The organism is Halorussus pelagicus (assembly GCF_004087835.1).
Classification (GTDB): Archaea; Halobacteriota; Halobacteria; order Halobacteriales; family Haladaptataceae; genus Halorussus; species Halorussus pelagicus.
Genome location: NZ_CP035119.1, coordinates 2,824,289 through 2,846,651 on the forward strand (window position 1 = coordinate 2,824,289; position 22,363 = coordinate 2,846,651).

18 protein-coding genes, 1 tRNA gene and 2 CRISPR repeat arrays are annotated in these 22,363 nt (G+C 62.0%); of the genes, 11 read left to right on the forward strand and 8 right to left on the reverse strand.

Going from position 1 to position 22,363, the window contains the following annotated elements:
- Window positions 1-195: 195 nt before the first annotated feature.
- Window positions 196-654: an RDD family protein gene (locus EP007_RS14250; RefSeq protein WP_128478285.1), complete on the reverse strand. Its 459-nt coding sequence runs from the start codon at window positions 652-654 to the stop codon at window positions 196-198.
- A gap of 149 nt (window positions 655-803) precedes the next feature.
- A CRISPR array of direct repeats spans window positions 804-2,164; the repeat unit is 30 nt; unit sequence GCTTCAAACCCACAAGGGTTCGGCTGAAAC.
- Window positions 2,165-2,398: 234 nt separating this feature from the next.
- Between EP007_RS14250 and cas6 the strand changes: the two genes are divergently transcribed.
- The 8 genes from cas6 to cas2 all read left to right on the forward strand — a co-directional run bounded on the left by cas6 (window position 2,399) and on the right by cas2 (window position 11,667).
- A complete protein-coding gene (cas6, locus tag EP007_RS14255; RefSeq protein ID WP_128478286.1) occupies window positions 2,399-3,172 on the forward strand; it encodes a CRISPR-associated endoribonuclease Cas6 in 774 nt (257 codons plus the stop codon).
- Window positions 3,165-5,258, forward strand: a complete 2,094-nt coding sequence (gene cas8b / locus EP007_RS14260) for a type I-B CRISPR-associated protein Cas8b/Csh1 (RefSeq protein ID WP_128478287.1) — start codon at window positions 3,165-3,167, stop codon at window positions 5,256-5,258. Before cas6 ends, cas8b begins: the two co-directional genes overlap by 8 nt.
- Window positions 5,251-6,288, forward strand: coding sequence for a type I-B CRISPR-associated protein Cas7/Csh2 (gene cas7b / locus EP007_RS14265; protein ID WP_128478288.1), 1,038 nt, complete (start codon window positions 5,251-5,253; stop codon window positions 6,286-6,288). Before cas8b ends, cas7b begins: the two co-directional genes overlap by 8 nt.
- A 3-nt stretch (window positions 6,289-6,291) precedes the next feature.
- The gene (cas5b, locus tag EP007_RS14270; protein ID WP_128478289.1) at window positions 6,292-7,113 is read left to right on the forward strand and encodes a type I-B CRISPR-associated protein Cas5b; all 822 of its coding nucleotides are present in this window, start codon (window positions 6,292-6,294) and stop codon (window positions 7,111-7,113) included.
- Complete coding sequence (locus EP007_RS14275; protein ID WP_128478290.1) at window positions 7,110-9,827, forward strand: CRISPR-associated endonuclease Cas3''; 2,718 nt, start codon at window positions 7,110-7,112, stop codon at window positions 9,825-9,827. Before cas5b ends, EP007_RS14275 begins: the two co-directional genes overlap by 4 nt.
- Before the next feature lie 107 nt (window positions 9,828-9,934).
- A complete protein-coding gene (gene cas4, locus EP007_RS14280; RefSeq protein WP_368408080.1) occupies window positions 9,935-10,408 on the forward strand; it encodes a CRISPR-associated protein Cas4 in 474 nt (157 codons plus the stop codon).
- 1 nt (window position 10,409) lies between these two features.
- Window positions 10,410-11,402 (forward strand): type I-B CRISPR-associated endonuclease Cas1b, encoded by a 993-nt coding sequence (gene cas1b / locus EP007_RS14285; protein WP_128478292.1) that lies wholly within the window; start codon window positions 10,410-10,412, stop codon window positions 11,400-11,402.
- A gap of 1 nt (window position 11,403) precedes the next feature.
- On the forward strand, window positions 11,404-11,667 hold the full coding sequence (cas2, locus tag EP007_RS14290) for a CRISPR-associated endonuclease Cas2 (protein ID WP_128478293.1): 264 nt from the start codon (window positions 11,404-11,406) through the stop codon (window positions 11,665-11,667).
- A gap of 140 nt (window positions 11,668-11,807) precedes the next feature.
- A CRISPR array of direct repeats spans window positions 11,808-13,684; the repeat unit is 30 nt; unit sequence GTTTCAGCAGAACCCTTGTGGGTTTGAAGC.
- Window positions 13,685-13,742: 58 nt separating this feature from the next.
- Here cas2 and EP007_RS14295 read toward each other — a convergent pair.
- From EP007_RS14295 to EP007_RS14310, 4 genes are all read right to left on the reverse strand, one after another.
- Window positions 13,743-14,948, reverse strand: a complete 1,206-nt coding sequence (locus EP007_RS14295) for a DUF6498-containing protein (RefSeq protein WP_128478294.1) — start codon at window positions 14,946-14,948, stop codon at window positions 13,743-13,745.
- A gap of 236 nt (window positions 14,949-15,184) precedes the next feature.
- A tRNA-Glu gene (locus tag EP007_RS14300) sits at window positions 15,185-15,259 on the reverse strand.
- A gap of 278 nt (window positions 15,260-15,537) precedes the next feature.
- Window positions 15,538-16,749: a helix-turn-helix transcriptional regulator gene (locus tag EP007_RS14305; RefSeq protein ID WP_128478295.1), complete on the reverse strand. Its 1,212-nt coding sequence runs from the start codon at window positions 16,747-16,749 to the stop codon at window positions 15,538-15,540.
- 159 nt (window positions 16,750-16,908) lie between these two features.
- A complete protein-coding gene (locus tag EP007_RS14310; protein ID WP_128478296.1) occupies window positions 16,909-18,063 on the reverse strand; it encodes a metal-dependent hydrolase family protein in 1,155 nt (384 codons plus the stop codon).
- A gap of 37 nt (window positions 18,064-18,100) precedes the next feature.
- Here EP007_RS14310 and EP007_RS18200 point away from each other — a divergent pair, with 37 nt between their 5' ends.
- Entirely contained in the window at window positions 18,101-18,229 is a 129-nt protein-coding gene (locus tag EP007_RS18200; RefSeq protein ID WP_281062924.1) for a hypothetical protein, read from the forward strand.
- Window position 18,230: 1 nt separating this feature from the next.
- On the opposite strand, the gene EP007_RS14315 is transcribed toward EP007_RS18200, so the two are convergent.
- Together EP007_RS14315 and EP007_RS14320 are read right to left on the reverse strand one after the other, a co-directional pair.
- The gene (locus tag EP007_RS14315; protein ID WP_128478297.1) at window positions 18,231-18,977 is read right to left on the reverse strand and encodes an archaellin/type IV pilin N-terminal domain-containing protein; all 747 of its coding nucleotides are present in this window, start codon (window positions 18,975-18,977) and stop codon (window positions 18,231-18,233) included.
- A 148-nt stretch (window positions 18,978-19,125) separates the two neighbouring features.
- Entirely contained in the window at window positions 19,126-20,130 is a 1,005-nt protein-coding gene (locus EP007_RS14320) for a DMT family transporter (protein WP_128478298.1), read from the reverse strand.
- A gap of 227 nt (window positions 20,131-20,357) precedes the next feature.
- Between EP007_RS14320 and EP007_RS14325 the strand changes: the two genes are divergently transcribed.
- Window positions 20,358-20,843: an Lrp/AsnC family transcriptional regulator gene (locus EP007_RS14325; RefSeq protein ID WP_128478299.1), complete on the forward strand. Its 486-nt coding sequence runs from the start codon at window positions 20,358-20,360 to the stop codon at window positions 20,841-20,843.
- Window positions 20,844-20,875: 32 nt separating this feature from the next.
- Here EP007_RS14325 and thyX read toward each other — a convergent pair whose 3' ends face one another.
- Window positions 20,876-21,619: an FAD-dependent thymidylate synthase gene (gene thyX, locus EP007_RS14330; protein WP_128478300.1), complete on the reverse strand. Its 744-nt coding sequence runs from the start codon at window positions 21,617-21,619 to the stop codon at window positions 20,876-20,878.
- A 139-nt stretch (window positions 21,620-21,758) separates the two neighbouring features.
- Here thyX and EP007_RS14335 point away from each other — a divergent pair, with 139 nt between their 5' ends.
- Complete coding sequence (locus EP007_RS14335) at window positions 21,759-22,337, forward strand: MBL fold metallo-hydrolase (protein ID WP_128478301.1); 579 nt, start codon at window positions 21,759-21,761, stop codon at window positions 22,335-22,337.
- Window positions 22,338-22,363 lie beyond the last annotated feature (26 nt).

Sequence of the window (22,363 nt, forward strand, 5' to 3'; positions counted from 1 at the left end):
CAGCCACGCCGTACTCCCTCTTCGGCGGAGTTGTTTTCGCCGGAGAACTTTTTATCGGCCCTACTCGTCCAGAACACGTCCACTGCCGTCGCCCGACCTCGATACGGGTCCCGTGTCGAGTCGTGCAAATCCGGGACGCTCAGCGACTCGTCGCTGACGACCGAGTAGTAGCTTGAAGAAAGTCGAAGTCTCGGGTCAGGCTTGGACGACGGTCGTCCCACCGAGTCGGTCACCGAGCCGCTGGTCTCGGCTCGAAAAGATCATGAAGACGATGCCGATCACGTAGAGCAGCGGCAGAAAATCGATCAGTCGCAGAACGTTCCGGGTCAACGACGACCCCAACGTCAACGACGAGCCGTCGTCTTTCACGGCCCGAATGTTCACGAGACCCTTCCCGATGGTCTTTCCGTATCGCCACTCCAGAATCGTGTGGTACCCTATCGAGAGTCCGAGCCAGAGGATGAGCGCCACCAGCGCCGGTGTTCCCGTCAGGTCCGCGTCCGCGCCCGTGCTACTGGTTACTATGTCTCCCGAAACCGAGGCAATCAGGAACGTGGCGACGAAAAACAGCGCGAACCAAATGACGGTGTCAATCGCCATCGCTACGCCCCGGATACCGATTCCACAGGACTGTACGTTATCTTCTTTCTCCATAAAGAGAAAATAAGCTCCTCTGTGTATAAATTATGTTGTTTAGAAAGGGTGTCCGTCGAACAGCGTCACCTCGTAGACCACGTCGTCTGAAACTCACGAGAGTGCTGCTGAAACAAGGCGGGTTCAACCGCGTGGTTCTGCTCATTCAGGCTTCAAACCCACGAGGGTTCGGCTGAAACTCACGAAATTGTCTATCTGAGACCACAGCTCGCTCGGCTTCAAACCCACAAGGGTTCGGCTGAAACACGCGACCGGCGTCATGGAGACCGACAATTATCCGCTTCAAACCCACAAGGGTTCGGCTGAAACCGTCTCACCCCATACGTACGGCTTCTGCTGGCTGTTGCTTCAAACCCACAAGGGTTCGGCTGAAACCGTTGTCGGCGAACTCTCGGGAGGGACTGACGTTTGGCTTCAAACCCACAAGGGTTCGGCTGAAACCGGGCAGTTCGAGAGTGAGGGTTCGACAGTAATGATGCTTCAAACCCACAAGGGTTCGGCTGAAACACCCCACTGTCGTGACTCGGAGAGGTCTGTCTGCGTGCTTCAAACCCACAAGGGTTCGGCTGAAACCCTCCAGTCCGCCTTCAAGCGCGTCGCTTCCGGGCTTCAAACCCACAAGGGTTCGGCTGAAACCTTCGAAGCCACTCGCCACCGCGTCGCCGGGCTGCTTCAAACCCACAAGGGTTCGGCTGAAACACGATGGAGGCATATCGGTAGACTTCGACAGTGACCCGCTTCAAACCCACAAGGGTTCGGCTGAAACCAGACCACGCTACCAAGCTTCGACATCAGCAAATTGAGCGCTTCAAACCCACAAGGGTTCGGCTGAAACTGCCGAGTCGGAGCTTCTCCTTGTGGAAACTGAGGGCTTCAAACCCACAAGGGTTCGGCTGAAACCCGGAAGACGCCGCGCTCGCCGTCGTCGGCCACGCTTCAAACCCACAAGGGTTCGGCTGAAACGAGAACGAGTCGGATTGGTTCGGCAAGACAGTCTGTGCTTCAAACCCACAAGGGTTCGGCTGAAACCGCTTGATGCCTTTCTCTCTGAGGAGTTGGACGACGCTTCAAACCCACAAGGGTTCGGCTGAAACAACCAAACCGACCGCGAGCACCGACACGAACCACGCGCTTCAAACCCACAAGGGTTCGGCTGAAACCGGACATCACCGAGCGCACCCATCCCGACTGGCAACAGCTTCAAACCCACAAGGGTTCGGCTGAAACCTTGGGTGCAGGACCAACGCGACGCACCCGATTCCGACGCTTCAAACCCACAAGGGTTCGGCTGAAACAACTGCTAACGATTCTGACCGTGTTCGCCGTCGTGGCGCTTCAAACCCACAAGGGTTCGGCTGAAACTCGACCTCGGTCCGAACGTCCTTCTCGCCATGAGTCTGACGAACATCGTTGGCTTCAAACCCACAAGGGTTCGGCTGAAACTTTCCTGTTAGCCACCTATTACGGTGAAGGGTTCGGTGCTTCAAACCCACAAGGGTTCGGCTGAAACCATGCCGGATTTCCCGGCCACACGCCCACTCGCGGCCGAACCCACATCAACATTTCCGTCGACCCTCGATACCCTCTGTACCCCCGGCGGTCGACGACGAAACGGCGCTCTCGACGGCCGGACGCCCGCCCCAAAACCCCTAAAATTCCAATACCCAAACCATTAATAACATGCGTTCGATTCGTTCGGACATGCGACACAATACGTGGAGCGGTCGGAGGTGACCGCTTCGGGATGCGGCTCTTAGTTCGACTGTCGGCACGCGCCGACACCGTGTACGACGACGCGTATCACCACAAGCTTCGCGGGCGGCTCTGGAAGGCCCTCGAAGGGACTGAGTTCGAGGACCGCCACGACGCTAACGTCCCCTCGGAGTTCTGTTACTCGAACCCGTTTCCACCGAGAGATATGGCGGAAGGCGACCAGCGAACGCTGCTCGTCGCGTCCCCCAACGAGGAACTACTCAGCCACGTCGCCCGCGATCTCCAGACGAAGCGCGAGCTAAACGTCGGCGAGATGCCGTTCTACGTTGACGGACTGAGCCAGCTTTCTCCCGACGTTGGTGAACCGGGGACCACGGGCGTTATCGAGAGCGGAACCGGCGTCGTCGTTCGTATCCCGCCACGTCGCTTCGAGGAGTACGGAATCGACCGCGACGGCGACACCGCCGCGTTCTGGCGGCCCAAGTACACGACCGAACCCTTCCGGGTCCAAATCACGAACAACCTCGACCGGAAGCACGGCCGGTTCTATCCCGAGCGTCCCGGCCCGAGCGACCGCGACGGACCGCTATTCGACACGCACGAACTCATCAAGACGTTCGCCCTGCCGGTCACGGTGACGACGGGCGAGCAAATGACCTACGTCCTCAGCAAGTGGCGCTTCGAGTATACGGTCCGAGACGACCACCACCGACGACACCTGAATCTCGCGCTCGACTGCGGTCTCGGCGAGCGCAACGCGCTGGGTTTCGGCTTCGTGAATATCGTGGAGGACGACGATGGTTGAGACCGACGCACTCAGCGAGGTGGACCCCGAGCGAATCGAGGCGGCCTTGCCGGACCGTCCGGTCACGTCGCTCCGGGATATCGAAGCGCTATACGGCGAACTCTACGCGCTCGCGGAGTTGGGAAGCGACGAGTACGCCAAGTACCGCACGCCCGACGCAGCGGCTACTCTCCTCGGGATGGACCAGTCGGTTCTCGTCGTTCGGTTGGACCTCCGGGGCGAAACACCCGCATTCGACGAGGAAGACTCAGTCGAGGTCCAGATGTACCGCGACGACCTCGTCCCGATGCTCGCTCACTCGAAGTACGCCTCGGCCCGCGGCGTGGACCACAGTCTCACGCACCAGTCCGGCCGAGACAACAGCGCCGAGAAGTTGGCGGTCCACGCGACCGACCGATTCACGCGCTGGCCGACCGAGGACGCAGTTCGGGAGACCGCCGAGCGCCACGAGGACGGCTGGCTCCTCGACGTGCTGGCCGACCTCGGCGAGGACGACGAGATGATGGACACGCTTGAAGCCACTGCAGAGAGCGAGGTCCCGCCCGAAGCGACGATGTTGGTCACGGTCCGTGTCGCGCTCGACGCCGACGACGAAGCGAGCGTCGCCAAGACGGAGACCTACGATTCCGCCGCCGAGTACCATTATCCCGGCGAGTTCGAGGTCTTTCAGGAGGCGATGGCCGCCCGGAAGACCCGGAAGTTCAAGGCCAAAAACGAGGCGAAAGACGCGGTCGGCGATGGCGTCTGCTTCGTCAGCGACACCGAAGAGTCGGTCTACGGCGTTGTTGACGACCCGATGAAGTCGTACCTCTCGAAGCAGGCCGAGAAGTTCCCTCGGTTCGATTCGGACGAGTCGTGGCGTACCCAACCCCTGAGCAGGGACGCCGCAATCGCGGCCCAGAACGCCGAGACGTTTCTCGACGCCTGCCAGTATTCGGGTTCAAGGGGCGTGTCGGTGTACTACCTGCCGTATCTTCGGAAGACTCCAAACGCCGAGACGGCACAGCGTCTGTTCGAACTCCTCGCCGCCCTCGACGGGTCCGACGGCGACGAAACTCGCACGCCAATCGAGCGGGCCTACGAGGACTATCCCGCGAGTCGAGACGCGCTCCGGTACTTCGTCCTCGTCGTCCACAAGTACCAGAAAGACAGGTGGCGACTCGTCGCTGGGTCGGGCGACGTGTCGGCAGCCGAAACTTCGAAGCTCGGTGAGGCCCATCGAAATGTTCTGAATGGACCGACGTTCGGCCCGGAGCGAGCATTCCCGACCGTGGAGTCGTGGGGCCTCCTCGATGCTTCACGAACTGGACCGCAGTACACTGGGCTGGTATCGGAGCCGAGCTACTTCTTCCGGACCTGCGCCGAGACCGACGAGGACGACCCGAGCGCCGACGACCTACGCTTCCGGGCGACCGTCGCCGCGATTTCCGGCGAGTCGATACGGGTCGAGTCTCTCCTCGAATCCTACGTCGAGCGAATCGGCGACGAGTTCGACGCCAGCGATGGACTTCGAGGCTACCCGGACCGATTGGTCGCTTCCCAGTACGCACAGCTCGCCGCGCTCGCAGACCGAGGCGTCCTCGACGCGAGCCGCGAAACCACCGAACCCTTGGAAAATTTCTTACAGATGACCGACGAACCGGACGCGGACGAACAGTCTCGAATCGAAGCGTTAGACGACTTTATCGACCGACATCCCGCTATCGAGCGCAAAGAAGACGACAAAGCCGACAACCACGAACGTCGCGGTGTCTTCCTCCTCGGCGCGCTCGTCGGTCGCCTCACGCAACATCAGCGGTACAAGGGCAAGAGCATGACCGCGGTGAAACGTCACCCGGTAGACGGACTGACGAAACACAACGTCGTCCGCACTGCGACTGAGGTCGTAGACCTGAACCACACATACTGGAGCGAAGGTGACAGGAGTCGTATCCGCAACGAACTGGCGGACCGCCTCTCTGACGACTTACAGTACGAGATGGCTGGCGATTGGACCCTCACGACCGAGGACCTGCGCTTCCACTACGCGATGGGTATCGCCTACGGACTGAACGACACTTCCAACGAGGACTACAACGATGACTGATTACGCACCCGTCGAGAACCGCTCCGAAATCGTCTACCTGTACGACGCCGTGGACGCCAACCCCAACGGCAACCCCCTGAGCGGGTCGAACCGACCGCGAATCGATCCCCACACCAAGCAAGCCGTCGTGACCGACGTACGTCTCAAGCGCTATCTCCGCGACCAGTTGGAGGCTGACGGTCACGGTGTCTACATCACGAGTTCGCGCGAGCGCGACGAGAACGCCAAACAGCGCGAGCAGATGATAAAGGACGCCCTCGGCGTCACCGACTCCGAGGACATCCCCGACGACCCCTACGGCGAGTTCCTCGCCAACGCGGCCGACGTGCGCCTGTTCGGCGCAACGATGAGCATCGACACGAGCGACGACGACATCATCGGGAAAATCGAGGAGGACTTACCGGACAACTTCACCGGCCCGGTCCAGTTCTCGCCCGGCAAGACGCTCCACGCGGTCGAAATCAACGAGGAGTACAACAGTCTCACGAGCGTCATCGCCACGGGCGACGACAAAGAGCAGGGCGGGTTCGACTTGGACGACCACCGTATCAAGTATGGACTCGTCGGTTTCCACGGTCTCGTGGACGAACACGCCGCCGAGAACACGAACCTCGCCGAGAAGGACGTGCGCCGTCTCGACACTTTGCTCTGGCGCGCCATCAAGAACCAGACCATCACGCGAAGCAAAGTCGGTCAAGAGCCGCGCCTCTACCTCCGCGTCGAGTACGCCGAGGAGAGCTTCCACCTCGGCGGCCTGACGCATCTCCTTGACGTAGCGGGCCGCGACGGACAGGACGAAAGCGAGTTCCGGACGATTCACGATGTGACTCTCGATGCGACCGACCTCGTGGCGCGCCTCAACAACCACGCCGACAAAATCGAGGCTGTCCACGTCGTCGAGAGCGACGTGCTGGACGTTTCGACCGAGGCGGACCACGACTCCGTGACCGGCGCGCTCGAAGCCGAACTCGGCGAGGACGCGGTTCGCTCGGTCGATGTCTACGACGAGTACGAGGCGACGCGCCCGTAACCCATGTCTCAGACCGAACTCGGCACGTACGACGCTGACGAAGGCGATTCCGACAGCCACGGGGAGACACGCCGATGTCTCTCACTGACCGTCTCGGGACCGTGGGGCCACTTCCGCCATGTCGATGGTAACACCATCAAGCGGACCTACCGAATTATGCCCCGGACGACCGTCGCGGGACTGCTCGCCGCAATCGCGGGCTACGACCGCGATAGCTACTACGACCTGTTCGCTCGCGGTGAGTCCGGCATCGCCATCGAGCCGACCAGCGAGATTCGAACGATGAACCTGCCCGAAAACAGCCTGACGACCTCCGGCGAAGGGTTGAAGACGGTCAACAGTCGCGGGAAGGTCTCCATTACCTACCCGGACCCGAGTGCCGACCGACAGCGCGTCAACTACGAGGTGCTAGTAGACCCCGAGTACCGAATCGACGTGTGGCTAGCCGACGGCGAGGCCTACGACCACCTCAAGTCGGTTCTCGACGCCGGAAAATCGTACTACACGCCCTCGCTCGGCCTTTCGGAGCATCTGGCCGAAATTGAGTATCACGGCGAGAAGAGCGCAGAGCCGGTGGCGGTGGATGGAACCGCGAGAGTCGATTCCGCGATTCCGGACGCCGATGGCGTCGTTCCCGACGCGGGCGTGACCTACGGCACCGAGCGCTCGCCGGGATACATGACTCGGACCTCCGGAGAAGGCGAGTTCACCGGTCGGAAGACCACCGGGTTTCTGACCTACACCTACAGTCCCGAGTGCGACGCGCTCGAAGTACGGGGCGTTGACCCCGCGAAGGTCGGCGACCGAACGGTGGTCTTCGTGTGAGCGACGGCTACGACGCGGTCCTCTCTCACACCTCGGACGTAGAGGACGACCCCGAAGGTCTCGGGTCGGTCTGGCTCGAAACCCACCTCTGTGAGGTCGGCGAGCGCGCCCGGAAACTCGTTCTCGACGGGGCGACGACCAGCGAAGGCGACGACCTCGGAGAACTCGCAGAGCTGTTGGGTCGGCTTCACGACATCGGGAAACTCACGACGTTCTTTCAGGAACACGTCCGCGGCGGGTCTCCCGAGGAAGCGACTCACCACGCCCGACTCGGCGCGTTCGTGGCCTACTACGCGCTCGACGAGTGTGGTTACAGCCAGCAGACGCGCATCGCGGGCACGGTTGCGGTCTGGAAACACCACGGGGCGCTTCCGGACGTGGAGACCGGCCTCAAAGACGAACTCAGTGACGACACCGAGACCGGGCCGTACGGCGAGGTATGTAAGCAAGCCGGGAACATACAGCGACACCGACCCGACCTCGCCGACCGTCTCTTGGCCGACGCAATCGGAGACGGCGCGACCGACGACGCGCCCTCGTGGTCGGAGTTCCTCAGGAGCGTCCCCGACGTGCGAAAAGCTATCCGAGACGCACCGACACTGTCGAACTCGTGGGGCGCGCCCTCTGACGTGATAACCGAGGACACCTACACCGATACGGTCCAACTGTCGAGCGCGCTCGTCCTCGCCGACAAGTCGTGTGCTGGCAAGATAACGGATGAGCGATTGAAACCCGAGACGGCCGAACTGAACGACCTCAAGTCACATCTTGACGACCTCGGTGGCGACCCGAAAAACGACGAGGAGGAAACGCTCAACCGACTCCGAGACGCCGCCCAAGACGAGGTCGCCGAGAACGTCCAGCGTTTCCTCGACGGCGAGGAGTCGGTTGCCACCGTCACACTCCCGACAGGATACGGCAAGACGCTGGTCGGCCTGCGGGCGGCGCTCGAAATGCAGGCCGAGCGCGATACCGACGGGCGAGTCGTCTACGCGCTCCCGTTCACCTCCATCATCGACCAGACCGCCGAGACGCTTTGGGAGGTGTTCGACGCCGACCCGACCGGCCGAGGGCTGACGATACACCATCACCTCGCGGAGACCGTCACGGTCGGCGACGAGTCCGAAGAAGACGACAGTGAGACGGCGCGCGACGCCGACGACCCGACCGACGAGTACGCGCGTGACGAGTATCTGGTCGGCGAGAGCTGGCGCTCAGGGACGACACTGACGACGTTCGTCCAGTTGTTCGAGAGTCTGGCGGGACCGGGAAACGCCCAGAGCATGAAGCTCCCCGCACTCTACGGGAGCGTGGTCGTCGTGGACGAGCCGCAAGCCCTACCGCTTCGCTGGTGGCCGCTGGTCGAACGCCTCGTCGAGGTGCTGACCGAGGTGTACGACGCCCGCGTCGTCCTGATGACGGCGACCCAGCCCGAAATCGTGGACTCGAACGAGCGATTCGACCTGATTCGGGAGAAAGACCGGTACTTCGACGGGCCGGGTCCTGACCGCGTGCGCTACGAGTTCGACTCGACCGCCACGGCCGACGACGAGGCGGCGGTTCTCGGCTACGACGAGGCCGCGAGCCGACTCGTCGCCGCGGCAAGCGAGGACGCCGACTCGGCGCTCGCGGTGTGTAACACTATCGATAGCGCTCAAGACCTCTCGAAAGCGGTCGCAGAGCGAGTCGATGCGGAATCGCTGACAGACGTGAACGACTGCTACGCCAACGCGCTCGGCGACTCGTTCGCGGGACCCGAATCGACGGGCGAGTTGGTCGCGCGAATCGACCGCGAGACGGGAACCGAGTCCTCTGACCTCGCGCTCCTCCACCTCTCGACTCGCCTCCGGCCCTGTGACCGCCGGGCGCTGTTGCAAATCGCGGAGGAGTTGACGGCGCTCGACGTGCCGCTGGTCGTCGTCTCCACGCAGCTCATCGAGGCGGGCGTGGACATCAGCTTCGACCGCGTGTACCGCGACTTCGCTCCCTTGGACAGCATCGTGCAGGCGGCGGGCCGGTGCAACCGGTCGTTCGAGCGCGAGGAAGGTCTCGGGAACGTATCCGTCTGGCAACTCGATGCGCCCGACGACTGTGAGATGCTTCCCTCGAAGGCGGTCTACGCGCGCCCGCAAAAACCCGGCGAGAAGAACCTTCTTGCGCCGACTCGGGACGCGCTCGATGAGACGGTCGAAGATTTCGCTGACGAGGTGACGGCTTCCGAAGCGACAGTTGCCGACGAGGCGGTCGAGACGTATCACTGTCTCGTCGGCCACGACGTGACGCCCGACGGAATCGACATGGTGGACGACTTCGAGAACGCTCAGGCGAAGTCGCTCCGGCAGAAATCGCTCATCGACCAACACCTCGCGTTCGAAGTCTACGTCTGCCGGACCGAAACTGAGAGCGAGCGCGTCGAGGAGTTGCGAGACGCCCGCGAGGAGCGGGCGTTCGAGAGGGTGAAGCGACTCCGGAAAGACCTCGCCGAGTTGCGGGTCTCGGTACCGGTCTATCGTCCGGATTCGGAGGCCGCACGGAAGTTGAAGAACGCCGAACCGCTGTTCGACTACAGCGAGGGGTCTGACCGGACCGGCTGGGACCACGACACCGAGCGCGTCCTCGACCCCGAGCGAGATGTCGGGCGCTTCGAGCAATACTTCGACGTTCGGGAGGGCGTTCATCTTCCCGAGAGCGGCGTGGAGGCGCGATTTTTCTGACCGACGACGAACGCGCTGGCGGCGGTTCGACTCCCGAGGACCCGGTCGAACTCCTCCTGCGGTCGGCGCGCGACGAAGCGGTCCACGACGAGTTTCGTGTCACTGGCGTGATGATGCAATACTACGAGGTGTGTGAGCGCGAACTCTGGTTTCTGAGCCGAAATATCGAAATCGACCGCGAAAACCCGGCTGTCGTCCGAGGAACGCACGTAGACGACGAGACCTACGAGGAGAAACGCCGGAACTTCAGCATCGACGGGACGATTTCGCTCGACGTGCTGGACGACGGGCAGGTGTTGGAGGTCAAACCCTCGTCATCGTTGGTCGAACCGGCGAAGCTCCAACTGCTGTACTACCTGTGGTATCTCGACCGCGTGGTCGGCGTCGAGAAATCGGGCGTCCTCGCCCACCCGACCGAGCGCAAGCGGGAATCGGTCGAGTTGACCGACGAAAACGCGGCGCGAGTCGAAGACGCCATCCGCGGAGTTCACGAGATTGTGACTCGGGAATCGCCGCCGCCTGCCGAGGAAAAACCGTTCTGCGAATCGTGTGCGTACTACGACTTCTGCTGGAGTTGTTAACATGGATAGGAACTACCACGTCTTTTCGGATGGTCGCCTCGAGCGCAACAACGACACGGTCCGACTCGTGACCGAGGACGGCGAGAAGAAGTATCTCCCCGTCGAGAACGCCGAAGCACTGTTCGTCCACGGGCAGGTCGATTACAACACGCGCTTGATGTCGTTTTTGGACGACCACGGCGTCGCCATGCACGTATTTGGGTGGGGTGACTACTACTCGGGGTCGATAATGCCCAAGCGGGGCCAGACCTCCGGGCAGACGCTGGTCGAGCAGGTCCGTGCCTACGACGACCCCGAACGGCGACTCGGTCTCGCTCGGAAGTTCGTTGCGGGAAGTATCCACAACATGCGGACCAACGTCAAATACTACGACAACCGCGGCCACGATTTCGCCAGCATAGTCGAGACGCTGGAGGACTGCCGTGGGAATCTGGACGAGGCCGACGACGTAGACGAGGCGATGGGAGTCGAAGCGACCGCTCGGCGGGCGTACTACTCGATCTTCGACGCGATTCTGCCCGAGGGGTTCGTCTTCGGGGGACGACAGTACAATCCGCCGAACAACGAGGTCAACAGTCTCATTTCGTTCGGGAACTCGCTGGTGTACGCCAACGTCGTATCGGCGATTCGGGCGACGGCGCTCGACCCCGCGGTGAGCTACCTCCACGAACCGGGCGAGCGGCGCTACTCGCTGGCACTGGACATCGCAGAGCTGTTCAAACCACTCCTTACCGACCGCCTCATCTTCCGACTGGTGAACCGCGGACAACTCAGTACCGACGAGTTCGAGACGGAACTCAACTCTTGTCTGCTCACCGAGAGCGGTCGGAAAACGTTCTCGAAAGCCTTCGAGGAGACGCTGGAGGAGACCGTCGAGCATCCGAACCTCAAGCGAAAGGTCAGCTATCAGTACCTCCTGCGACTGGAAGCGTACAAGCTCAAAAAGCACCTGCTGACCGGTGAGAACTACGAACCCTTCGAGCGGTGGTGGTAGCGTGGTGTACGTAGTCGTCGTCTACGACGTGCAGGCCGACCGCACCCACCTCCTGCTCAACTTCCTCCGCCAGTACCTGACTCACGTACAGAACTCGGTCTTCGAGGGCGACGTGACCGAAGGCGACCTCGAAACCATCGAGAACCGGCTCGACTCGCTTCTCGAACCCGACGAATCGACCATCATCTACGAAGTCTCCTCGGAGAAACTACTCGACCGGTCGGTGTTCGGCGAGGACCCTACCGAAGACCGGCGCTTTCTGTAACTCTTCGTTAGGGGTTCGCTTCCGGAGTGTTCCGTGAACGCGTCATCGACCTCGGGGGGTACAGCGGGTATCGAGGGTTGACGAAAATGTTGATGTGTCGTCGGTGAGTAGACCGGGGTGAGGCCCGCGAATCGGGCATGGTTTCAGCAGAACCCTTGTGGGTTTGAAGCCCGTGAGCGACGCCATCCTGTACGCGGCCGCCGCGGTGTTTCAGCAGAACCCTTGTGGGTTTGAAGCGCCTTAGCCCGACCGAGCGACCACGTGGACCCGAGTTTCAGCAGAACCCTTGTGGGTTTGAAGCTGGCTCGCACCCTCCGGGATTCGGAGCGTTTTGCCGTTTCAGCAGAACCCTTGTGGGTTTGAAGCCTACGAAGACACCCCCATTGACGACCCCCGGCCCCGTTTCAGCAGAACCCTTGTGGGTTTGAAGCCAGCGCGAGCAGGCCCGCGAGAAGCTTCGCCAGCAGGGTTTCAGCAGAACCCTTGTGGGTTTGAAGCTCGGTCTCGAAATCCATCGAAGAAGACGACACGTGTTTCAGCAGAACCCTTGTGGGTTTGAAGCATTGAGCTACCGGCCCTAGTATAGAACGCATGGGACTGTTTCAGCAGAACCCTTGTGGGTTTGAAGCCGCGGCGACCGCGGAACTATCGAATTGGAGCCTCGTTTCAGCAGAACCCTTGTGGGTTTGAAGCATGTGGTTCGAAAAGCGAAGCGCAAGAAAAGGTCGGGTTTCAGCAGAACCCTTGTGGGTTTGAAGCCCGGAGCGGGGGGCGGAGGCGGCGGAGGCGGCGGCTCCGGCGGTTTCAGCAGAACCCTTGTGGGTTTGAAGCCTGTTGCTCGCCGTCGGCGGTCTCGACGGTGGTTGTTTCAGCAGAACCCTTGTGGGTTTGAAGCCAGGTGACGACCTACGCCGGGGGCGACCGCTACGTGTTTCAGCAGAACCCTTGTGGGTTTGAAGCCAGGTGACGACCTACGCCGGGGGCGACCGCTACGTGTTTCAGCAGAACCCTTGTGGGTTTGAAGCGCTCCAGAGGAGTTTTCGAGGGTTGGGAAGCTTCCAGGTTTCAGCAGAACCCTTGTGGGTTTGAAGCCGCCGCAACCACTTCAGCAACGCTCCCGCCGTCTGCCGGTTTCAGCAGAACCCTTGTGGGTTTGAAGCCCTACCTCCCGACCCGAACCTTTAACTCCCCACATTGTGAGTTTCAGCAGAACCCTTGTGGGTTTGAAGCAAGTGGTGGTCCGCGTGGTCTCGCGGGTCGCACGCCGTTTCAGCAGAACCCTTGTGGGTTTGAAGCCCGTTCGTCTCTAACGTCCAATCGAGAGTTATCCGGTTTCAGCAGAACCCTTGTGGGTTTGAAGCTCGCGGCCGACGCGATTCACCTCGGATGGAGTCACCGGTTTCAGCAGAACCCTTGTGGGTTTGAAGCCCGATGGTCCCGGCGATGAAGACGAGACCTCGCTGGTTTCAGCAGAACCCTTGTGGGTTTGAAGCTAAGTAACTCAGAGTGTCACTTAACCCCGAGTTGAGTTTCAGCAGAACCCTTGTGGGTTTGAAGCGACCTCTCGGACAGCAAGGCCCGCACCGCTCGGAAGCTGTTTCAGCAGAACCCTTGTGGGTTTGAAGCAGGTACACGGCGTGTTGGCTTCGCTTACCTGCCATGGTTTCAGCAGAACCCTTGTGGGTTTGAAGCTTCATCGGGTCGGTGCCGCGCGTTCGGACCGAGCGGTTTCAGCAGAACCCTTGTGGGTTTGAAGCATCGGGCAACCGTTCGACCAACTCGACTCAGCGAGTTTCAGCAGAACCCTTGTGGGTTTGAAGCATCCAATCGCTGAATACGCGAATTGTCGGCGGTTTGTTTCAGCAGAACCCTTGTGGGTTTGAAGCGTTGAGTCCGACCCCGCGGCGGTCATCTCGACGACGTTTCAGCAGAACCCTTGTGGGTTTGAAGCTGCTTGTGGTACCGCTTCGCGCCGAGGGGCGCGTCGGTTTCAGCAGAACCGTTGCGCGTTTAAACCAGCCTATAACCTTGGGAAACGCGAAACGAAATCGACGGCATCAGACCTTGGCAGGTCGTCAGCCGAGTTCCGAGACCGGTGGGTTGGCAGTGTCGAGGTGCCGGAGCGTCCGGCGGGTTCCGTTTCCTCGACGCTCCAGCGAAATCGATGAGACGCCCAGAGCGCTTCCGAGCAGTCCGGACCGGTCCGTCGCGTCCGTGACCTGTCCGCGTTCGACGCGCCACTGCGGTTCGTCCAGCAGACAGTCGTAACAGACGACGACACCCTCGTACACTCGGTACTCCAAGTGCCCCCACCGGAGGTCTTTCTCCACGAGCGTGTGTGCGACTGTTACTATCACAACTACGCTCGCACCGACGACTGCCCACATCGTCCCGGCAACGACGAACCCGAGGAAGGCGGTGACGCCCGCCGCGGCGAAGCGCCGGGGGTTCAACATTCCGAGGAGTCCATCGACGACCGCGCTGAGCCACACCGCGCGGCGATTCGTGTGAAATACGTCCGTCGGGTCTCTGTCGGGGACGATGACCAGTTGCCACTCATCGTCGTCTTCGAAGTCGGCTTCGCTCGGGTCGAGCGGGTCGAACCGTTCGCGCTGTCCGACCACGCTGTACACGTCGAACCCGACGCGAGCGAGGTAGACGAGCGCGAAGACGACTCCTGTGCTTTCGGTCGGTGATGGACCGAGCGCAACGCCCCAGACGACGATTACCGCGAGCAAAACGACTCCGAGGATTGATCGCGGGGTGAGGATTGACTGTGGGACGAGTTCGTGGTAGTCGCGCGAGCGGACGTGATCTGCGAGTGTCGTCCCCTCGCGGGCGAGTGTCGTCGCGCCCGCGACGAGTAGACTCTCGACGAACACGCCGCTCCCGGCGGTTGCGAGCCAGAGTCCAGCACCGCTGAAGAGCGAGAGACCAAGAATTGCTCGTCCGAGGTCGAACACGCGAGGAAACGACCGCGGGTAGGTCGGCGGTAGTGTCTCGTGGAGTTGGACCCCGCCACGCTTCTCTCGGAGCGAGCGAAACGGTGAGCGCCATCCCCACCGCGAGTCGGCGGCCGCCCAATTCTCCGCAGCGCCACGCTGGCCCGCAAACGTCGCCTCCAGCGTTCGCCGGAGCGCTTCGGCGGTAATCTCGACCCAGTAGACGATCAGGAGGTGTGCGAGACCCCAATCGAACAGAGCGATTCCGACGAGCGGGAGGGCGTTGGCCACGGCTACGCCAGCCAAGGTGCGCCGCCACAGCTGTCGGCTGTTCGTCATTGTGTGGTGAAACTTTCCAGTGGTCGGTTAATCCTCTTACGGAGTCTGGAACGGGCCGTCGAGTAGATTGACCTGCCGGACAGATGTTTTGTCGTTCGGAAGCGACAACGTAGAAACAAATACGGGACCTCACGATAAGTGCAATGCAACGAGCGTCAGCGGTACACACGCTATCCGTAGCAAGGTCTCTCCCTCGATTGCCACCGCTCAAAACCGAAGGACAGCGAAAGGAAGAATGCTCCGTCAGGGATTCGAACCCTGGTCCTTGCCGTGAGAGGGCAAGATGATTGGCCGGACTACACCAACGGAGCGTGCCTGCACTCTTTCGTAGTGGCACGGAATGTTTAACAGTTGCGTTTCAACGCCGCCGTGTTCCGCTCCCCCATATTAGCGAGCTATTGTATCTCTCCCAACCATTGTGGGTGCCGCTGCGCGACTCGTCTCTCAGGTCTTGTCCGCATGGCTAGCGAATCCTCACACAGGATACGTACACCGACCGAGAACGGTCCACACAGGCGAAATCGGTGCTTTCCGGTCGTCGTTTTCCGAACAGTCTCGACAACCAGTCAGAATGAACGGACGTGAACGATTACTCGCCTTCGAGCGGCGACCCCGCGGCGTCGGGTTCGTGGCCTTCGAGACTGATGATGTTCTCGCGGCCGACGCGAAGTTTGCTGATGTCGCCCTCTTCTTCCATCTCCGAGAGGAGCATGCTGACTTTCGACTTCGACCAGCCGGTCTCTTCGACGATGTTGACCTGCTTCATCCGGCCGCCGTTCTCGTCCAAGAGTTTCTTGACGCGGGCCTCGTCGGTGAGCAGTTCCTCGTCGCTGACCGACGGCTCCGAGGTGGTGGTCCCGCCGTTGCCTGCCGCGGTCGTTCCGCTGCCACCGTCGCCGCCGTTGGAGGTGTCGCTACTCCCGGAGAACGAGTCGAAGTCGCCCTGCCGATAGGCGAACGCGGCCGCGAGACCGAGCAGGACGACGACGGCACCGATAAACAGCATCAGAAGCGACCAGCCGTCTTCGCCAGACGGCGATTGTCCGGCCGGGTTCGTCGTGACGGTCGAGACGTTACCGCCATCCGCGGTCGTCTCCTCCGTCGCCGTGGTCGTGGTCGCTAGCGGTTCGAACTTGATGCGCGGGCGCTGGTCAACGAAATCGCGTTCTCCCTGCCACGTCACCGACTCGCTGCTGGCCAGCGAGTCTTCGGTCGGAATCGCGGACTCGCGGGGTTCGACCGACTCGAACTTCAGGCCGGACCCGGCGTGGACGACCAGCGACTGATTGGGACCGATGTAGAGACCGCCGACGAACACGTCGCCGATGACGGTCATCTCCTCGTCACCGCGGGCGAAACTGGTCCAGTGGAACGACATCTTGACGACGCCCCGGTTGTCGTTCACGATGCCGCCGATTTCGGCCCGCTTGCCGAACTTCTCGGCCTTCATCGAACGTTCGGTGACGTTCTGGCCTTCGCTGGCCAACTGGCGGGCCTGTTGCTTGAAGTTGGTGTAGAGTTGCGTCGAGTTGTTGTTGAACTCCTCGGCGAACTGCTCGAACTGCTGGCGCTCGGTCTCGTTGTTCAGCGTGCGCTGGTAGGTGAACGTCCACTCTGCGGTCCCGTTCTCGTGGACCGTGATGTGAAACTCGACGCTGTCGAAGTTATTGGCGACGCCGAGCGTCCGCGGGGCGGCAGTGACTGTCGTCGGGAACTCGGCGAGCGTCGCCCCGGACGTGTCGAGAGTCTTCGGTGTCGGAGCCGTTCGCGGAATCTCGTCGCGCGTCTCCGTGGGGGACATCGTCGAGGGACCCGTCGCGTCGTGCGCAGGGACACCCAAAACCGGCGCTACGGGGACCGTCCCAACGAATAACACGACTACGAGGCTGACAGCCAGCAGCCGTCTCATGTACCTTAATTCTCCATTGCCCGCTATAAAAGACCTTTTGACGTAGGCCTGTCACCGAACTGTGGTTCCACGACACACGACGCGCGTTGGCGATTGCCACGCTGTCACGTTGGTCAGTGGACTCTCATCCAGCACCACGAGGTCGGCGCGAGCGCCCTCAGTGACCGTGCCTACGTCGTCAAGCCCGAGCAGGTCTGCGGCGTTGACTGTCGCGGCCTCCAGCGCCTGTCGCTCCGAGAGACCGTGTTCGACCATCAACTCTAACTCCTCGGCGGCGTCCGCGAGGTGGTTGAACGGCGTTCCGGCGTCGGTCCCCATCGCAATCGGCACCCCGGCGTCGAGCGCGTACTCGAAGGCGTCGTCCCACGACTCCTTGGCCTCCTCGGCCTTCTCGACGGCGAACTCCGGAATCCCCGCCTCAGTCCCGGTCTCGACGATGCCGTAGAGCGCCTTCCCGGTTGGCACCCAGTAGGTGCCTCGGTCGGCCATCAGTTCGGCCGCCTCGCGGTCCATGAAAGTCCCGTGTTCGATGCTCGAAATCCCGGCCCGAGTCGCGTTCTTGATGCCCGCGGTCCCGTGAGCGTGGGCCGCGGTCGGCACCCGCTTGGCTCCGGCGGTCTCCGCGACGGTTTCGAGTTCCGCCTCGTCGAGTTCCGGCGCGCCCGTCAGCGCGCCCTCGGTGAGAACCCCGCCGGTCGCCATGCACTTCACCACGTCCGCGCCGCGCTTGAGTTGCTCGCGGACCGCCTTCTTGACTTCGGGCACGCCGTCGGCCTCGCGGCCGAACCAATGGCCGTGCCCGCCGGTCATCACGATGTTCTCGCCGCACGCGAGGACGCGCGGTCCCTCGACGACGCCCGCCTCTACGGCATCTCGGGCGTCGAGCGCGAGCGACCCCGGCGCGCCGAGGTCCCGGACGGTCGTCACACCCGCATCAAGCGCGTCCCGGAGGTTGGCCGTCGCTCGGTAGGCGAGTGTCGATTCGCTGTCGCCGTCGATTTCGCCGGGGTCGGCCCGCCCGTCCATCATCAGGTGGACGTGCGCGTCGATGAGTCCGGGCGCGACGAACTGGCCCGTCGCGTCAATTTCCTTGTCGGGGTCGGCTGGTACGTCGCCGACCGTCACGATTCGTCCGTCTTCGACCGCCACGTCGGCCTCTCTGGTCCCGTCGGCGTCCACGACGGTTCCGCCTCGAACTACGAGCATATTCCCGTGTTTGCACGCACCATGGTAAAGTGAGGGGTTGCGGAACCGCTGTTCGGAGGGCGTCAACGTACTGAAAGAGGTAGCGGAGACGATAGAGCGCGAGTGGGACACCGAGCCGTTCGTCGTCTCTCTCATCTACTGGCGCGACAAGTTCAGTGGAGTCTGACTCACAGCGAGACGAACTCGCTTCCCGCCAGCGATTGGGGCACCGTGAGACGATAGACCGTGGTCGCGCCCGATGGCGTGGTGAGTTTCAGTCGGACCTCGCTCCCGCCCCGGAGCGGTTCGGAGTACGGCGGCGTGACCGCGTCGCGGGTCTCCGCCTCGACGAGACCGGCGTTGACGTGTATCTTGATTCGCTGGCCTTGTCCCGAGAGCGTGGTGTGGTCGTTGTCGTCGAGCGCGTAGGTGTTGAACACCTGATGGGGAGCGGTCTGGTCGTCGTCGGAATCGCCGTCATCGGGTTCCAAACCGAACGTTCCAGGGTTCCCCTTATCCAGAACGCCCGGCGCGTAATCGGCGGACTCCCCGTGGACGAGCGTGGTCGCGGTCCGCGGACCGACCCACGAGAGCGTCGCCTGCGAGAGGTTCACCGTGCCCGACCCCGGCGACAACTTCACCGTCAACTCCACGGTATCGACGCTCTCGTTGGGCATGATGTCCGTCGTCGATTTCGGCTCGGAGTTGTACTCCTCGTCGGTGACGTGCCCGTACGCGCTGACGACCATGAGGCGGTTCGAGACCCGGTCGGTTGAGTCACGACTCGTCTGTTCGGCTCTGTCGGCCAACGCTCCCGAAGTGTTCAGGAGTACGCCCGCGGCTATCGCCGCCACTAACACCATTGCGATAAAGACGATGAGTGTCCCGATACCGACCTGCCCACGTTCGCGCGTGGTCCACGTTTCTAAATCCATTTTTCCTCCGACAGACTCTGCTCGGGGAGAACTCGTCCTCCAACAAAGTTAAAAATTGATATAAATAATATCGGTGAAGAAATAGGTGATATAAATTCGATAGTCGAACAACATGGAGTATGTCGAGAAAGCGGCTGAAATACGGCGACTAGTCGTCGGCGGGTCCCGCAGAGCCGGACCACGCGCTCTCTTCGCCGTCGGCGTTTGAGCTGTCGTCGCGCCCAATCGAACGCTGGGCCGAGACCACCAACTCGCGGACGGCGTGGCGGTTCAGCACCGCGAACCCGGCGAAGATGGCGGCGAACCCGACGAGCGTCGAGGGACCGACCAACTCGCCCAGTAGCGCCCAACTCGCCAGCGTCGCCACGACGGGTTCGAGGTAGCCCACGAGGTTGAGTTGGGTCGGTCCCACCTCGTCCAGCAGGTAGAAGTAAACCATGTAGGCCACGACCCCCGAGAGGAGCGTCAGGTAGGCGAACGACGCCAGCGCGGTCGGCGTCGGCCGAATTGCGCCGAGCGACTCGCCGCGGGCCGCGCCGATAACGAACAGCAGACTGGAACCGCTGAGCATCGCCCACCCCTCCAGCGTCGCTATCGGCAGGTCGGTCCGGAGCGGTCGGGTCAGGACTCCGCCGAGCGCGAAGCACGCGATGCCGACCACGACGAGACCGACGCCGACGACGCTCGCTGAGAGTGCGCTCGCGGGGTTCAGGCCCGCGACGATTGCCACGCCCGTGATACCGAGCGCGAAGCCGACGCCCTTCAGGACGGTCAGTCGCTCGTCAAGCAGGACCGCCGCGAATCCGGCGGTCAGGACCGGCGAGAGGCTGACGACGACCGACGCGACCGCGCCGGAGACGCGCATCTCGCCCAGATAGAGCAGGCCGTGGTAGCCCGCGATGACGAACGCACCGACGACGGCGACCGCGAGATACTCCTCGCGGTCGCGGGGCCGCCAGCGGTCGGTCGCCACGACGGCGTAGCCCAGAATGACTACGCCCGCGACCGCGTAGCGGAGTCCGGCGAACGTCAGCGGCGGGAAGTAATGCAGCCCGATTTCGATGGCGACGAACGAACCGCCCCAGAACGTAGCGAGTAGTACGAACAATACGGCAGAGAGTGGAATTTTACTTCCAACCTTCTCCGAAATCATGATTCTGTTTCAATCGTCGTGGCTACTCGTCCTTAAACGCTTCTACAACAGAGCCAGTCGTAGTTGAACTGGAGACGAATATAGGACTAAAGACGGTTATTTTAGCCAACATCTATCGCAAATACTGACTCTTCTCGGTTCGACCTGACTCGGACGGTCGGCGTCGCCTATTCTCGCCACACCGACAGACCCGAGGTTAAGTAGTCGGGGCCGCAACGTGGAGGAAAATGGACGAGCGCGACGTGACCATCCTGAAGGCCATCGCCGACCTCGGAACCGGCAGTCCCGAGAAACTGAGCGAGGAGACCGACATCCCGGTCTCGACCATCCACTACCGACTGAACAACCTGCGCGAGGAGGGCGTCATCGAGAACGACCTCTACGACATCGACCTCGAAGCGGCGGGTCTCGGCGTCACCGTCGTCGTGGAGGTGCTGGCCGACTACAGCGACTCCTACGAGGAGTTCGGCGAGGAACTGCTTGCTGTCGAGGGCGTCACGCAGGCGTACTTCGCCATGGGCGAAACCGACTTCATCCTCGTCGCGCGCCTCCCCGACAGCGACGCGGTCGAACGCCTCATCAGCGAGTTCGAGAGCATCGACGGCGTCGAGCGCACCAACTCGACGTTCGTCATCTCCTCGTTACGGGATACTGATAATCCACTGGAGAGTTACAGTTTAGAAACGTTGGTCGAAGAACTGGCCGACGAGTAGCGGAGCGACCAGACCAGCACCGCGACGAGAAGTTAGGGCGCGAGTCGATTCTTTCGGTTCTTCATGTTCTCTTCGTAGTACTCGAAGGTAATGGGACACCACTCCTTCGCCAAGTCGAGGATTTCCTCCGTCATCTCCCTAATTTCCCACTGGGCGTCGGCCGCCGCGCGCATATCGGCGACGTGCATGAGCATCCGGGCGTTCATCGACAGCACCATGTTGACCTCGGTTCCGATGGGCAGGACGAACCGGGCGTCCTCCGGTGGCATCCCGAGGTCGAGCAGCTCTTGATAATCCTCGACCGACCGCTTGACGGACTCCCGGAAAATCTCCTCTCGCTTCTCGACGGTTTCGTCGTCCACCGCGCCGCCCTTCTGGTTCCGACCGACCCAATCGGGGTCGTTGGCGGACGGCGGCGTGACAACCATCTCGCCCTCGGCGACGTTCTCGGGGTCCACGTCGTCGAACGAGACGTAGCGCATGCTCCGTACGTCGAACGAGACGTGCCGGTGGCGCGTGATTTGAGCCATGCAGGACCGGCTGATGCCCTTCACCGCGAACGTCGCCTGCGGGTGTTCGAAGGGACCGAAGTGCCCCTGCTTCAGAAGATGTCCGATAAGCGTCTCCTTCTTCTCCTCGATGGTCTCGCCCTCAATCGTCGTCATGATTTCCTTGAACGACTTGTCACCGGCGAACTCCTCCATGTAATCGTTGCGCGCCGCGGTACAAATCGTCTCTTCCGGGTCCTCAGTGGCTTTCAGCAGTTTGACTTCCATAGTAGGCTCTCGGTTATCGGAATATCCCACAGAGCCACCTTCGGTGTTTCGCCTTTTTTGTTTCCCGCTTTCGTCGGAGGCAATTTCCGATTCAACTGACAGCGACACCCACAAACCCCTCCCGCTACTACCACGACGCATGATTACGAACCTCGCGCGCGGCGTGCAGGCGTTCACGAGCAACGCCTTTCTCGTGGAGGGCGACCGGACCGTGCTGGTCGATACCGGGGCGAACTTCGACGCCGTCGAGCGAGTCCGCGACCGGGGCGCGGACCTCGACGCGGTCGTTCTCACGCACACCCACCACGACCACATCGGAAACCTCGACGCCGTCACGGAGGCGTTCGGCGTCGAGACGTGGGGCTTCGACACCGACCACCCCGCCGTCGAGAACGCCATCGCGGACGAGGAGACGGTGCGACTCGGCGACCACGCCTACACGGCACTCCACACGCCGGGCCACAAGAACGACCACCTCTGCTTCCACACGTCGGCCGCGAGCGTCCTGTTTGCGGGCGACTTGATCTTCCAGAACGGAAGCTTCGGCCGGACCGACCTCGAAGAGGGCGACCGGGACCGACTCGTCGAGAGCATCGACCGAGTGCGCGAGCGCACGGACGAGACGCTCTCGGAGATGTACGTCGGCCACGGGCCGAGCGTCACCACCGACCCGTATCACGACGTGGAACTGGCCGCTCGCGCGGCCCGGATGGGGTGAGTTTCGGCGAACGGCGACCCGTCGGC